Below are 14,699 nucleotides of genomic sequence, written 5' to 3'. Positions count from 1 at the left end.
ATTCATTTTCTTCACTGCTCAAGTGCCATGTCCACGTGCAGATGCCCTGATATATCATAGCGTTCCGATATCCTTCTAAAACCGAAAGACTCATAGAAGTCTTCCAGATAGCACATTGCAGTAATGTCTATCGGGGACGAAGGGTATTCACGCCTGATATAGGCAAGCGCATGGTCAAACAGCTTCCTTCCCCTTCCCCCACCCCTATGGCCGGGATTGACAAGCACACGCCCAATTACAATCTTGCCGTTCGTGGTGATTCTGCAGTAGGATGTGATCGATCCATCCTCTTTATGAAAGATATGCACCGCTTCCCGGTCTTCACCATCAATGTCTGCAAAAAAGCTTTCCTGCTCCAGGATAAATATCGTCTGTCTCAGACGGTATATCTCTTCCAACTCCTCAAGGGACAGTTCATCGAACCTTCTGATATGCCACATGCAGTGCCTCCTAATATCGTTCTTACATACCAGTGTACTATAACTTTTCTGAAAATTTAATATATATTAATCAAAGGATATAAAAATGGCACAACAGATGACGCTGTGCCAAATCTCTCTATTCATCAGGTCTCAGCGCCTCCATGTCCGACTGGTTCTCCCTGAACGTTAGGATATACGCCATGAAGATGAATAGAAGCACGATTGGTGAGAAGTACACGAACATGAAAAGATAGTTGTATTCGAACATGCCGATGAAGATGTAGGCACCGAAGTACAGCAGAATGCCGAGCGTATACTTCGTCATCGACAGGATGCATACAGCTCCGAGCACCAGTATGAACAGTATCAGTGGAATAATGCCGTATCGACCCAGTGTGTCGAAGAAGATATTATGGGCGTGCAGGAGGTCTGTGAAGTCGAAATACGTATGCCCTTCCCCGAACCACTGCTTATTATCCCATACCGTTGTCCAAAGAATGTAACGCCCTGAAGTGAAGTCGTTCCAGCCAAATCCGCCCCCGGACAGACTCGATCCGACGAAGAACTGGTAGATCGTCCTTCCGAAAAGAAGGAGGATGATGCCGAACCCACCCGTCACGATGCCAACGAACCATTTCTTCTGTTTCACCGGTGTTTTGTACAAGTTGATCCAGGCAAGCTGGAGGAAGGCGATGAAGACATAGGTGATGATTGCCGTCCGACTCGTCGTAATCAGATTGAGGATCAGGAACGTTGGCAACATATAGAAAATCATTGCACGGTTTGTCCGTGTCATGATCAGGAGGCCTGCTGTGAACACGAGCACGAGCGTCGCACCGGATTCATTGAGCGTGTGATCGATCAGGAGGAGTGTCGGCAGACTGATGAGTGCACTGATGATCAAATACACCACAAGCCGTCCCGGCACACGATAGAAAAGGACTGCCGTCACCATGAGCAGAATCAGTGCTTCCGTCCAGACGAAGTGGTCGGCGATCATCATGCTGAGGAATAGAGAACCCACATAGAGTCCCCAAAGCGCGAGGAAACTCTTCCTGAGCGGTGATAGCGAAATACGGGCGTTCTTGTATAGGAATACGAGGATTGCTGCAAGTATCAGAATCATGAACGGTTCCTGTGAGGAGACCAGGCTCTGTATGTTCCGATAGTCGATCATGAAGACGTTTGTCGCCATGAACAGCAATGTGAACACTGTGGTGAATACAAATGCTTCGTATGTAAAATAAGCACGTTCTACATTAACCCTTGCCATTATTAACCTGCCTCCTCTTTTATCATTATGTTATTTTATCATGATTCACCTCAAAAGTAGTATAAAAAGGCAATGCTCCGTTTGACCGGTGCATTGCCCTTCAAGTTAAACCTTTATACTGTCCCAAGTTTTTCAATATTATACCTTCATAATATTGAACAGCCTTCACTATAATTAAATCAATTATCCACTTGTCAGCGCTCCATGCTCTCCAACTTCTCTACCAGGTCCTCCCTGACAAAGGGTTCCAAAGATTCAGCATAACTGTTCGACATATGGAACCCGTCGAAGTATACGATCCGCTTTCCAATGATTGCAGGGCAGCTGCCGTCGGGACAGAAATATTCCGAGTAGTCATATTCGGTCACATTGGACGGTTTGTTCTCCACCCGGCTCCATTTGCTTGGCTGCGGTACATATTCTTGCGCGGAGATTACACATTCTTCATGGTCTATGTTTCTAGGATTTGCGCACAGGTTCATATCGAACAATGGGCGTGGGTTGTTCCTGATTCCAAATATCTCTATACCGTGCGTCTCCAGCTCCCGGTACAGCGTCACCCTCTCATGTTCAACTTCCGGCACGGTCGGTGTCCCCACATCCGTATTTACGATGATCAGATCGGCCTGAAGCTCGATCACTTTCTCTTTGGCCATATCGTTCCACCTGCGGCAGTCCGGCGACATCTCTTCCCCGACGCCTTCTCCATTGAAACGGCAGCTTATCTTAGTGATATTGTAGACCTTGATATCCTCTTCCTCTGCGAAAGTCTGCAGTGTACCAAGCCAAGGGACGACATGCGAACCTCCGACCAGTATCACTTCGTATTTCGGATTCTCCAATTCTCCGTATTCACATACCGGCAGGTCTTTCTGCCCGTCTTCATGATGACACCCGATTTCGTAGGTGTTGGCTACGTCACTCTCCAGGTTTGTCGGACTCGGCAGCAATGAGGTGTTTCTGTCATATGAGATATCCATATCGTTCTCCACTGCCATCACTCCCGGGAAATCCTGTTCTGAGGCCGTTGCACTTTCGGCGATACTGTCCTGGAGGGAGCTGTTCCATAATGTATTGGCAATGATGACGGGAACTGCCATCATCAGCAAGGCGGTGGCGACCTTTGGACGATAATTTCTCTTTCCTTTTATGCTTCTGATCGGTTTTTCGACCACATTCGTCACTATCCAGGAGAGTGCGAATGACACTAGAATGATGAGGATACCATGGATGACAGGTATATCTTTCGTACCCATCAGCGCATAGTAGAATGCCACGATCGGCCAATGCCACAGATACAGGCCGTATGAATAGCCGCCCAGTTTCATCATTGGCTTCGAGCCGAGAAACTTCTCCACGCCGAACTTTGTGGGATTTTCTCCGGCGGAGAGGACAAGTATGGCCGCTACAACCGGCCATAGGGCAACATAACCCGGGAATTGTCCGCCCACATCCAGGAGGAGACCACAGCTGACAAGGGCAATGAGCCCGAGCCATCCCACTACCCCACTCATCAAGGCAGGAAGTTTAATTCTCGTAATGAACAGGAACAACAGGCCGCCAAGGGCAAATTCCCATACCCGCGTCCTCGTATCAAAATATGCCCATGGCTGATTCACTTCTGTCAGGTAGATGGAATAGCCGAAGGATGCAACCGTCAAAACCGTCAGAATGATGAATAATGTCTTTCTGATTTCCCTTTTCAGCTTTTGGCTTGTCCAGAGGGCAACCATGATGATGAAGAACCAGATGACATAGAACTGGCCCTGTATGCTCATTGCCCAAAAATGCTGCACGGGACTCTTTGCATTCGTCTGGTCCAGATAATCCGTGTTGGTCATGGCGAGCTGCCAGTTTTCATAATAGAAGATCGAGGCGAAGACTTCTTTGATGGTCTGGATCCACTGCGTTTCAGGCAAAATAAAGTAGCTTACTATGACGACGGTGAGAAGGACAGTGAAGGCGGCGGGAAACAATCGTTTTGCAAGCCCCAATATGAAATCGAAGAAATTGACCGTCCCGTCTTTTCTCACTTTCGATAATAAAGAAGCAGTAATGAGAAAACCGGATACTATGAAGAATACATCTACACCACCCGACACCCGCTGCATCCATATATGATAGATTGCAACGAGCAGGGCTGCTACGATACGCAAGCCTTCAATCTCAGGCCTGAACCGCTTTCTCTGCAAGTCCATCTCGGAGTTTGATTTCGTCATCATAACACCTTCTTTATATTTTGCTGAATATGTGATGTAATTATACATCATATTTGACTGAAAATTCAATAAATTTTATTACATTATAAATTTTGTAAATAAATTAGGTGAAAATTAGCCCGTCCATTCCATAATTTCAACAAAATAAATAAGCGATGCATCCCTTTGGATACACCGCTTCGACTAGCTTTGCAGAAACTTTTCAAGCTTCTCTATATTGTTTTCCCACAGAAACTTCTCATCCAAAAGTGCCTTGGAGTTTTCACGATATGTCTCCTCAAGCACTTCATTATTCTTTATCTGCTCGATCGCTTCAATGATTTCTTCAGCCGTCGCCTTCTCCTTCGCAAACCCTACCTTGTAGTTGTTGATCATGCTGTTGGTGTAGCCGCCGAGGTTCGTGACCACGGGAATCCCGCAACCGATGCCATCGATAATTTTACCCGGCAGCACATTCAGGAATACATCACTTTCCTTCAACAGTGAAAGCTGGACACTGTGGTGACGAATCATATCCAGACATTCCGACCTGCTCTTCTCTTCATGGGTATGCACATACTTGAAATTATGCTTTTTGATATAGTGGTTGAACTTGTGTGCATTCACCCCGTATCCAATGACGTTGAAGATGATCTGTCTGTCTTCGAGCATATGGGCTACTTCAATCAATTGTTCATAGCTCTGGGCAAAACCGATGTTCCCGGTATAGATGACTTTGAAGTCTTCCGGTGGCAGCCTGAAGCCGACCTCATCCTCGGTGAAAGCATTCGGGATGAAAACCTGGGTCTTGAGTGGCGCCATTTTTGCAATATGGGTGCGGAACCCTTCATTGTTGATGACGATTTTATCCGCCTTGCGGTACATCATCTTCTCCATGAACTTGAGTGTGGGATAGAATTTATCGATGTTGATCTTCTCGATGTCCCTGACACTGTCCGGCCACAGATCCCGCACTTCTAGAATCCGTTTGGTCGATTTAAGCTTCTTCTGGAAGAAGAACGTCGCCCATGGAAGGAAGATGTTGGGTGTCGTCACATACACTGCGTCATATTCATGCTGGTATTTTCTTATGTAGGTACGCACCTTGTAGGATAGTTCCAGATAGTATAGCATGCGTGAAGCCATTGTTTTGCCCTGCTTATTGCTGCGCATATTGAGGCGCAGGATATCACTTGATTCATTGATCAGGGGGTCATTCCAGTACTTGTCATCCTTATACATCTTGGCATTTGGGTATGTCGGATGAGTTGTAAGTACTGTGACTTCGTGTTTCTTCGAAAGCTGCACATATAAATTTTTAAACCTATTCGCACCTGAACCGATTTCAGGATAGAAATTTTGTGTAATGAGTAGAATTTTCATTGAGTCACCTTTGAGTTAGAATTAAGTTTCAATATCATATTATTTGTGAATATACAAAAGTTATGTAAATATGTTAGTTTTGGTATCATAAGATTATGTTTAACTACTTAATGATAACTACGGAGGCGTAAAAATGCAATGATGCAAGAAAAACAACTTAAGTTACTATTGGAAACCATCGGTCACAAGAAAAGAAATGTTTTTCCCCTGAATGTAAAACTTGATTCTTATGAATTGTCTTTGAAAACCATAGAAAATCTTGGACTGGAGTATAAGATAAGAAATGCTGAAAAAAACATACCTGAAGTAGATCTTTATAACCATAGCCAGTATATGAGCACCTATAAACGTCATCATTATCCATCCAATACTTTGGAGTCTATGAGAATTACTGACGATAAACTGCGGACAGAGTTTTTCTTGAAGCTGAATGATATTTCTTGTCCGACCACAAGAGTGTATACTTCTGGTGAACTTGAGAAAGCTTATGAAGAGGTCTTTTCTGAACATGACTCTGTGGTTGTAAAGCCACCAGGACTTAGAGGTGCCAGGGGCATATCCATCAATGTCGGCAGAAACGATTTTTCATACGCTTGGAATTATTGTCTTAAAGCTCAATATAGAAAGAATATAGATGCCCCCAAAGTGCTGGTTCAGAACCTGGTCAAGGGTTTTGAAATCAGAGTCACAATAGTGGAGGGACAGTTTACAGCTGCCACTCTTAGACTCCCGGCCTATATAATTGGAGATGGAGAACACTCAATATCTGAACTTATTACAGCCAAAAATGAACTGAGAAAAGAGTCTGGATACTTTAACGAAATGCTCATAAAGAAAGATAGGCACTTGAGACATCTATTGTCTACAAAAGGATATACTTTGGAAGATTATTTGGAAAAGAATCAACATCTTATCCTTCACGAAGTATCCAACACACACTTCGGCGGAGAAAATTATGATATTTCAGATCTTGTTTCCGAGGAAATAAAGCAATTGGCCATTGATGCCACTTCGGCCATCCCTGGCTTGCATACTTCCGGCATAGACATAATGCTCGAAGATCTGTCCAGTGACAAGGGCACAGTAATAGAGGTCAATTGCCGTCCCGCTGTACAACTTCTCTATTATCCTTATGGAGGCGAAGCTACGGACCCATTAAAAAAGCATTTCCTCTCAATCTATCAAGATGATGATATCAAACATGAACAGTTTGAATTGGATTCGGGTATTAGAGAAAAGATGCTGCTTGAAAGATACAGATTCCTGCTCGATAAAGAAGCAAGGATGTCACGTATGGTAATAGATCTGATCAAGGAGAATAATATAAACACCAGTGTCGGGAACCGACACGTGAAGAGTGGAAGTTCAGTGTTGCCTGAAGGTCCAAAACCAGATATCACTCACTATATATCATTCTTTGGCGATGAGCCTTATAATCAGTATGAATCTAAATCAGCAAGTGCCCATCATGCCTTCCGATCTGCGGCTCATGAATTGAGCGCAAGCGCTTTATCCAATAAAGATAAGAAGATAACTGAATTATTTATTGAGAATAATAAAATAGGAGAGTTGAATAAATTCACACCCTCCACAAATACAAAAAAGGCTAAAGCGTTATGCTCAGATAAACAACAATTGGAAACCATTTTAAATAGTACAGGTTTTACTACTTCAAAAGGAAGCGACCCCGACTATCTGAATATCAGAGTGAGCATCATCGAAGGGCAGTTCATATCTGCAGTTTTAAAACTCCCCGCCCATGTAACTGGAAATGGTTATTCCAATATAACTCAACTGATTGATGAGAAAAATAAAGTCAGACAGCAATCCCCCTTCTTTTCCAAGAAACTGATTGAGTGGGACAAATTAAGTACAGAAAACCTTAATCATTCACATGTGCCGGAAGCAGGAGAGGTGGTTATTCTGGATGCAGGAATATCATTGAACACAGGGGGGGAAACTATAGAAATCAGTCATCTGATTACAGACGAATTGAAACAATATTGCCTAAAAGCAGTGGCCACTATACCCGGCCTGTATACTGCCGGTGTAGAGATTTTGGTGAACAGTCTAGATAATAAAATTGCTTCAATCACTAGTATAAACCCTAATTCCAACCATATGCTGCACCACTTCCCCTCTAAAGGGAAACGAAAGTACCCTGTAAAAGAACTGGTCAAGGCGTTGGTGATGTACCATAACCTGGACGTGAAAGAAGATTATTCACAAGAAGAGGTAGATTTCTCCAAAAGACTTCGTTCATTCAGCAAATTAAGACTCTCCTACCTCGAATAGTATATATTTAAATATCCTTCTGTGATATATAAAACTCCAGATCGTCATATTGACGATCTGGAGTTTCTGTGGTTATGGATTCTGTAAAGTCTGTGTTGGGGATTTTTCCGGCAATGTTCTATCTTTTCCTGCAATGACAACAGAAGCTGATGCATCTCCTATGACATTAGTGGAAGTTCTGAACATATCGAGAATACGATCCACCCCTGCAATCAGGGCTATACCTTCCAGTGGCAGACCGACTGAAGTGAGCACCATAGTCAGTATGACGAGAGCTGCTCCTGGTATGCCTGCCGAACCTATGGAAGCCAAAGTTGCTGTGATGACTACTGTAGTCAGCTGAAAGAATGATAGTTCCACATCATAAAGCTGGGCAATAAAGATAACAGCTACCCCATGATAGATTGCTGCACCATCCATATTCACCGTTGCCCCTACCGGTAAGACAAAGCCACTGACTTTCTTGGACACACCAAGTTTCTCCTCTACATTCTTCATTGTCACAGGCAAGGTTCCTGAACTGCTGGTGGTACTGAAGGCTATAATCGCCGCCTCGGAAATCCCCTTGAAGAAAGTAATCGGATTGAGTTGCCCGAATCGATAGACCAGAATGGAATAGATCAGTAAAATTTGTATAATACATGCGATTGCCATGGCCAATATGAGATTGATCAATGGCATGAGGATCGATAATCCATGCGAGCCGACAATCGGTGCAATAAGACCAAACACCCCCAGAGGTGCGAGGCGTACAACGATACCTGTAATCTTGTACATTACTTCAGCAAAGCCGTCAAAGAAGTTCTTGACCGGTTCTGCTTTTTCTCCCACCAATGTTATGCCAATGCCAAGAAAAACGGCGAAGAATACAACTTGAAGAATCTCCCCTTCAGTCATCGAAGCAATCGGATTTGTAGGTATGATGCTTAGCAGTGTTTCCACTACCCCTTCTGTTTCTGTCACCTCCACTTCTGCAGCGGAAACATCAGCATCAAGATCAACACCCGTCCCGGGAGAAATCATATAGGCTGTAGACAAACCAATGATTACTGCAGCAAATGTAGTAAGCAGAAAATAGGCAATGGTTTTACCACCAAGCTCACCGAGCTCTCTGATGTTTCCTGTGCTTGCCACGCCGACAACCAGTGTGGCAAGCACAAGTGGAATCATTATAAACTGTATCAGTCTGAGAAACAGATCTCCCAAAGGTTGCACCACTTCTATTTGAGGACCAAAAACACCCCCTAGTACTACTGCAAGTATGAAAGCCACAATCATCTGTAAAAGCAAATTATTTTTTTTCATGTTTCACCCCGTTGTATCTATAAATGTTTGAAGACAGCCATTTCACAATAAAGGCAACCCACATAAATGATGAGTTGCCTTTGCTTTAGAGTATATAATATCACCGTTAAATACTTTCGTAATTATAGGATGCCACTTCTTTAAATTTTTGGATGTTGCCGTAATTAAAGTATTTTACTTCTTTGAATTCATTCTTTAGTACATTCTTTGTATCAAAGATATATTTATCTTTCATAGTTTCAAAGTCTGTATCCGTCATTTCCTTAAATTGGCTGTGGTCACTCAGAATAAGAACGAGAGAGCTGTCTGCCACTGCTTTTTTTACATCTTTTTCGACCCAGTCCATTTGTACATGGGGGTCATAGGCAACTACCTCAAGATCTTTTTCATTTCTAAGCAATTCATATATATCAAATGCCGGAGATTCACGGATATCATCTACATCCCCTTTGTATGTCAGTCCAAAGACAGTTACCTTGTCACCATCAAGTTTGGTGAGCATCTCTTTAGTATATTCGACAACATACTCGGGCATTGAATTGTTAATCTTCCGTGCTTGCTGAATTAATGGAGATTTGTCAGGAGACTCGGCAATGATGAAATATGGATCGACTGCCAGGCAATGTCCGCCCACTCCCGGACCTGGTGTATGGAGATTCACACGTGGGTGCTTGTTCGCCATTTCGATGACTTCATACACATTGATATCCAGATGATTACAAATTTTTGCCAGTTCATTGGCAAGTGCTATGTTAACGTCGCGATATGTGTTTTCCATCAGCTTCGACATCTCTGCTGTCTTGGCATTCGTTTCAATCATCTCACCTTTGACGAACGTACCATAGACCTCTTTACCTGCTTCTACACAAGCCGGTGTCATGCCACCGATGATGCGATTATTATAGATAAGCTCTTCCATGATTTTTCCTGGCAGTACCCGTTCAGGACAATGTACGAGATAGATGTCCTCACCGATTGTAAATCCCTGTTCCTCCAAATATGGAGCCACATGATCGTCCATTGTCCTTGGAGCAATCGTAGATTCTACGATGACCGTGTCCCCTTTCTTAAGAAGAGGAACAATACTTTTCACGCCTGACATGACAATTGATATATCACAAGACTTGAATTCATCATCTTTGTTTGGAGTAGGCACTGCAACAATATAGACATCTGCTTCTTCTGGTGTTGTAGAAGCTTTGAATGTGCCCTTTCCGATGACCTCCTCCAAAGCTTCCTGTAGGCCTGGTTCTTCGATATGAATCTGCCCATTGTTCAGCATGTCCACAGCTTCCTGTTTAATATCCACCCCAAGTACATCGACACCATGCTTGGCGAACATAATGGATGTAGGCAATCCTATGTATCCAAGACCAATTGTAGTAAGTTTCAAAAGTGACACCTTGCTTTCTGCAATATTATTTTCTGTTCTATATTATAACAAATTCAATTGATTAAGAAAGTGATTATACCCTTATAAATAGAGGACAACACGATTTCTCAAAATTATTTATCCTACAATACTATATAGCATATGGTTTTTTTATGCAAATGTTAATATATTAAACCAAAAGGTCAGCATTAGAGTCTTGAAACTTTCAAACGTCCTGCTTTCTTCCAGGACTCACTGTTTCTGTTCTTACTGTACTTCATCTTTATCGTCAATTTTCCTACTGTATTAAAAAATTTACCATCTTTAAAATGATTGATGGAGTACTCATCATCATTCACTGAAACCATGATACATGATTCGTCGATGTGATTCTCATAGAAACTCTCAATTAATACAAGCTCATCAGTATCCACCAGAAATTCCAAACTAAATACTTCCGTCTTTTTTATTTTAGGAGATTTAGGATAAACGGTGATACCGTTAAGTTTATGAGAGCCACCCAAATTATGTGACACTATAAACCCATTATCACTGGCTTTGTTATAAAATGACCATTCTTTCTTAGTCTCCGCTTCTTTCTGTGATAGTTTTCTTCTATTTTGTAAGACCGTTTTCGCCAATGATTGACCTCTTGAAAAATCATAAAAATTCAAGGCAGGATAGAGTTGTCTTGTAATTTTATCCAAAAGTTCCTTTTCGCCAACATCAATCTGAGATAACATTCTTATAAGAATTCTCGAATTCATCGGATCGTATAATGGAAGATTAATCACACCATTTTCGGAATGATGCCGGTATCTATTAATAGATATGTAAGAAAACAATTCTTCTTCTCCATCTTCTTTCCATTCATAAACGGAAGAAAATATCTGATTCTTAAGATGAACTGAACTTTCTCTTTTCATAATTCCAGCAACTTTTTCATTATATTCTTCTAGATAAGTCATTCTGTAATTGTGTGCAATCATCTCGGCATTTTCTCTTTTTAACTTTTCAGCAGGAGAATCTCTATTATTAATTTCCACATACAAGAACTGATTAAAGAGCACTGGTCCTACTACTGCCATACTCATTTTGGAATACTTATTTCCTTTAAAATCAATGCAGATGCTTTTATCCTTAAAGTATTTATATTGATTCTTCAACAGGTCAATCAGTTCAACTTCCATTTCTCGATCTGAACATTCCAATAGATTATCTTCCAGTAGAATATATTCTCCCTGACAAAGTTCCAGAAAAACATTTGAAGGCAATCTACTTAGCTTTTCTTCTGTTTCCATTGCTGCTTTTTCCGGATTGTTGGTAAGTATAAATAAAGATTCTGTTGCATATAGAGGGATTGATGCTGTCGCATCCTGATAAATATATAAGCGTTCATCCGTTTCAAGGATTATTATAAACTGGCCGTTCAAGTATTCAACAGTCTCTCTAAACCTTTCTTCTTCAAAAAGAACAGTTGCTCTTTGCCCAAATGGAATACCAGGTTCCCTTGTATCGAACGCATATCCAATAATCCTCAATGTAGATGTTTTATGATGATAGATACTGACAGGTGTGTCGGGTGTATAGTGGAGATGGAATGAATCATACAGACTTATAGTATGGAGATAGTCACTATTCGATTGGCGATTGATTATAAAGTCCATTCTTTCATTCACCTCTCTTCTTTACAGCTAAATGCTTCAAAGTAATTCTCTTCAGCCTGAAATCATCCTCGGGTTTAAAAAGTCCATGTATACGTCCGAGCAAGGACTTCTTTAGATTTTCATACTGTTTACGAATAACATTTTGTTTTTTAATCTCTTTTTCTATTTCAGCTTCCAAGTTCTCTTTCTTCATCCTGTGGACCATGACTTCATCACTCAAGGCGGGAATATTATTTTCTCTATTTGTCAATTCGTCCTTCACTTGGATATACCGCATAAGACGTTTTACTTCCCGCCTTTCTCGCTTCATGTTGCGTATCAGGTCATAGACAACAATTTCACTGAACTGCGGTTCTTTGATGTCCTCATTTAAAACAACAGAATCGGTATTAAGGTAATGAAGACGCGTCCAATATTTTCCGGAATCGGTTTTTATTCTTGCAAGATCTACTTCCTTGAAGACCCGGAGAATTTTAACTTCTCCCAGTTTCTGGACATCAACATCTATCTCTCTTGTCATATCATTCGTACTATAAAAAGTTGCATTGCTGCGAATATCTGTAACATGGATGCTTACTTCTTTTGAACGGTATAGCACTTTTGTTGTAAACCAGCCCTGCAACTTGCCATTTTTGTATATGGCTTCATAAAGTCTATTCGATTTCATCATAATAAATCTGGATTCCAGCATCTGACTCTTGAGAAACTTCATTTTTTCTTTTTCTACTACAAAGAACTGATGAGATTGCTCTTCAATAAAAGCAGGAATATTCAGCTTGACATATTCCAAGGGCTTGGAATATACCGTAGGCATGTTTCGTATGTCCGCCCAACCCAGTACTTTCTTTTGGTTCTGCAAAAGGGCATATTCTTTCTTATCGACTGTCTTCATGTCAATGACTTTTAGTATATCCCCGTGATATTTTAAAAGCGAGTCTACTTTCGTCCCCTCATTTGGCGATTGAAGTATGGATGTATTTACCCGCTTCTCTACCCAAATGAAATGTGCAAGATTGAAATTCTTAATAAATCTACCATAACTATCCATATTACCATCCCAGCTTTATATTAAATTCAGTTGTCCCATCCAACAGGTGCAAGGAGTCAATGTCTGGGCTGAAAAACTTTTGAAAAGAGTCACTCATCATCAGTGCAGACGCACTTCATAACTCTCTCCTTCCAAAGTAAATGATACTTCGCTGTCATTCCATGAGTCCATCGATAAACGTGTATCCTCTGGAGCAAAGGTTGTCACAAATTCTGTTTCTATGACCTTCTTGTTTATTTCTATTCTACGCGTATCAATCACTTCGTTGAATTTCCTGGAAATCATCGCCTGTTCATTTCCACCACTCCTAATGGTACTCGCCCCTCTTTCAGAGTGTTCTTTAAGTACATACTTCTTTTTGGAGGCTGTTTTCAACTTGAAATTGCGGCTGCCCAACTCTTCGACTTCAATTTCCGGTGCCAAAAGGAAATTTTGGGAAAATACAAATTGTTCCTCTGATGATACGGAATCTACAATAATGAAGACATCTCCTCTGACGACAATGATATGGCGTTTCAGTTTTACCCCCTGATAGGCACCGTTCGTACCACACACATATTTGTATTTGTCATTGGTGTAATAATTTTCAATATCCAGCTTAGTAGAATTATTTAATGCATATTGTTGATTTTTCACCAAAATTGTTGAATGCCCGATTGCGGAGACCGCATACTCCCTGATTGGATCTTTAGGGGAATAGTTATATTTTCCTGCATCACTGAATATTTCCTCTTTATGAAGTGACAAAGTAAATGAGAGGTCGTCAAAGTGCTTATGGGTCCTGCTGCGGAACCCGCAGTTGAAGACCAGTGTCGACTGAGTCTTTTTGTCATTAAAGACTGCCACACCTGCCTCCATATCCACAAAATCTTCATTCGACTTTTTGAACTTGGACCTTCCAGCTGAAGTATCACCAATAGTAGGATACATCCCGTGGTAGCCCATAATTATGCCATTGTATTTTTTCGCTTTATTCAGTTTCTCCTTATAGATTGGAGTGAGCGGCTGGTCGATTTCATCCAATATATTTGATATTTTCAACAGCCAGGAAGTCACCATCCTATGATACTCTGGTGAGTTTTCAAGGTGGACGTTCTTGTAGCTGTAATCCCTAAGGAATGACTTTTCAATCCGGCTGACTGCGTGATTGATATACCCACTCCGCATTTCTTCTTCTTCAATATACATTGCACCAAGAATCAGAGCCTTATCCATCATGATGCCATGATTATTTTCCGGATAGTTTGAAGCATCCATCAGAAACTCAAGATGCTTTTTCAAAAGCTTTTCGAACAGTCTGTCTTTCAATTTATATTTGGAAGGTGCCTGAATCTGAAAGTATATCAGATTGGCGATCCTGTTGGACACCGTATGATCATACCAGGCATGTTTGCTTTCACCATCATCATTTAAAAACTGCTTCAACCATGAATCAATGATTTGTCTTGCTTTGACGATATATCGCACCTCTCCGGTGGTTTCAAATGTTTTCGTCAATGCATTAACGAAGTTCAAGGTGTGAAGATATAACTGATAAGTGCTTTTTGCTTTTGGATGCTCGTACTGCCAATCCACTTGATTGGAGAAATGAACATATTCAAGCTTTGTATTCAATTCATATTTTCCCTCTAGTATATCTTCTGCCACCTGTTGGTAATTCTCACCCAATTTGACATTTCTCTTAATGATATCTAGAATAGTTTCATTTTCTCTGAACTTCATTTCTCTTCTCCATT

10 protein-coding genes are annotated in these 14,699 nt (G+C 41.3%); 1 reads left to right on the top strand and 9 read right to left on the bottom strand.

Annotated features, from left to right (window positions below):
- Window positions 1–11: 11 nt before the first annotated feature.
- The 4 genes from BO53_RS0110430 to BO53_RS0110415 all read right to left on the bottom strand — a co-directional run bounded on the left by BO53_RS0110430 (window position 12) and on the right by BO53_RS0110415 (window position 5,276).
- Window positions 12–440, bottom strand: coding sequence for a GNAT family N-acetyltransferase (locus BO53_RS0110430; RefSeq protein WP_031547939.1), 429 nt, complete (start codon window positions 438–440; stop codon window positions 12–14).
- A 118-nt stretch (window positions 441–558) separates the two neighbouring features.
- Window positions 559–1,695, bottom strand: a complete 1,137-nt coding sequence (locus tag BO53_RS0110425; RefSeq protein ID WP_051683095.1) for an O-antigen ligase family protein — start codon at window positions 1,693–1,695, stop codon at window positions 559–561.
- Window positions 1,696–1,889: 194 nt separating this feature from the next.
- Window positions 1,890–3,914, bottom strand: a complete 2,025-nt coding sequence (locus tag BO53_RS0110420) for an acyltransferase family protein (RefSeq protein ID WP_037342157.1) — start codon at window positions 3,912–3,914, stop codon at window positions 1,890–1,892.
- Window positions 3,915–4,097: 183 nt separating this feature from the next.
- Window positions 4,098–5,276 (bottom strand): glycosyltransferase family 4 protein, encoded by a 1,179-nt coding sequence (locus BO53_RS0110415; protein WP_031547933.1) that lies wholly within the window; start codon window positions 5,274–5,276, stop codon window positions 4,098–4,100.
- 138 nt (window positions 5,277–5,414) lie between these two features.
- On the opposite strand from BO53_RS0110415, the gene BO53_RS0110410 reads away from it, so the two are divergent.
- Window positions 5,415–7,571 (top strand): ATP-grasp domain-containing protein, encoded by a 2,157-nt coding sequence (locus BO53_RS0110410; RefSeq protein ID WP_031547931.1) that lies wholly within the window; start codon window positions 5,415–5,417, stop codon window positions 7,569–7,571.
- 72 nt (window positions 7,572–7,643) lie between these two features.
- Here BO53_RS0110410 and BO53_RS0110405 read toward each other — a convergent pair whose 3' ends face one another.
- From BO53_RS0110405 to BO53_RS0110380, 5 genes are all read right to left on the bottom strand, one after another.
- On the bottom strand, window positions 7,644–8,876 hold the full coding sequence (locus BO53_RS0110405; RefSeq protein WP_031547929.1) for a dicarboxylate/amino acid:cation symporter: 1,233 nt from the start codon (window positions 8,874–8,876) through the stop codon (window positions 7,644–7,646).
- Between the two features lie 106 nt (window positions 8,877–8,982).
- Entirely contained in the window at window positions 8,983–10,269 is a 1,287-nt protein-coding gene (locus tag BO53_RS0110400) for a nucleotide sugar dehydrogenase (RefSeq protein ID WP_031547927.1), read from the bottom strand.
- 188 nt (window positions 10,270–10,457) lie between these two features.
- The gene (locus BO53_RS0110395) at window positions 10,458–11,915 is read right to left on the bottom strand and encodes a hypothetical protein (RefSeq protein ID WP_031547925.1); all 1,458 of its coding nucleotides are present in this window, start codon (window positions 11,913–11,915) and stop codon (window positions 10,458–10,460) included.
- A 4-nt stretch (window positions 11,916–11,919) separates the two neighbouring features.
- Window positions 11,920–12,963 (bottom strand): GW dipeptide domain-containing protein, encoded by a 1,044-nt coding sequence (locus BO53_RS0110390; RefSeq protein ID WP_031547923.1) that lies wholly within the window; start codon window positions 12,961–12,963, stop codon window positions 11,920–11,922.
- A 99-nt stretch (window positions 12,964–13,062) separates the two neighbouring features.
- On the bottom strand, window positions 13,063–14,685 hold the full coding sequence (locus BO53_RS0110380; protein WP_031547921.1) for a heparinase II/III domain-containing protein: 1,623 nt from the start codon (window positions 14,683–14,685) through the stop codon (window positions 13,063–13,065).
- Window positions 14,686–14,699 lie beyond the last annotated feature (14 nt).

The sequence above is a fragment of the Salinicoccus luteus DSM 17002 genome (assembly GCF_000712035.1).
Lineage (GTDB): Bacteria > Bacillota > Bacilli > Staphylococcales > Salinicoccaceae > Salinicoccus > Salinicoccus luteus.
The sequence above is the reverse complement of the archived record's forward strand: the minus strand, read 5'-3'. Positions and strand labels throughout refer to the sequence as shown.